The sequence below is a fragment of the Vibrio sp. DNB22_10_4 genome (assembly GCF_052879755.1).
The window spans coordinates 1-252 of the sequence record NZ_JBNNXW010000100.1; the positions used below are offsets into that span (position 1 = coordinate 1).

Annotated in this window: 1 protein-coding gene; it reads right to left on the reverse strand. The window is 69.4% G+C overall.

The annotated features are described in order from the left end of the window. A partial coding sequence (locus ACVA6Q_RS24830; RefSeq protein WP_446649249.1) for a TonB-dependent receptor plug domain-containing protein occupies positions 1–252 on the reverse strand: 252 nt, incomplete at both ends.

Here is a 252-nt window from a genome sequence, read left to right on the forward strand (position 1 = left end):
GAACCAGCGTCTGGTTGGAGCTGGCGCCGCGCATGAAGAGGCTGGCATTGGTGCCGGGGCCGCCGTTCTGCGCGATCTCGATGCCGGCCTCGCGGCGCAGCAGGGTCACCGCATCCGCGGCTTGCGAGCGCTCGATGTCGGCGCGGCTGACAACCGTCGTGTGCGGCAGTGCATCCGACAAGGGCTGCTCGCTACGCGAAGCCGTTACCACCGTCGGGTTCAGTTCGCCCACCGGCGTGCTCGCCATCCGTG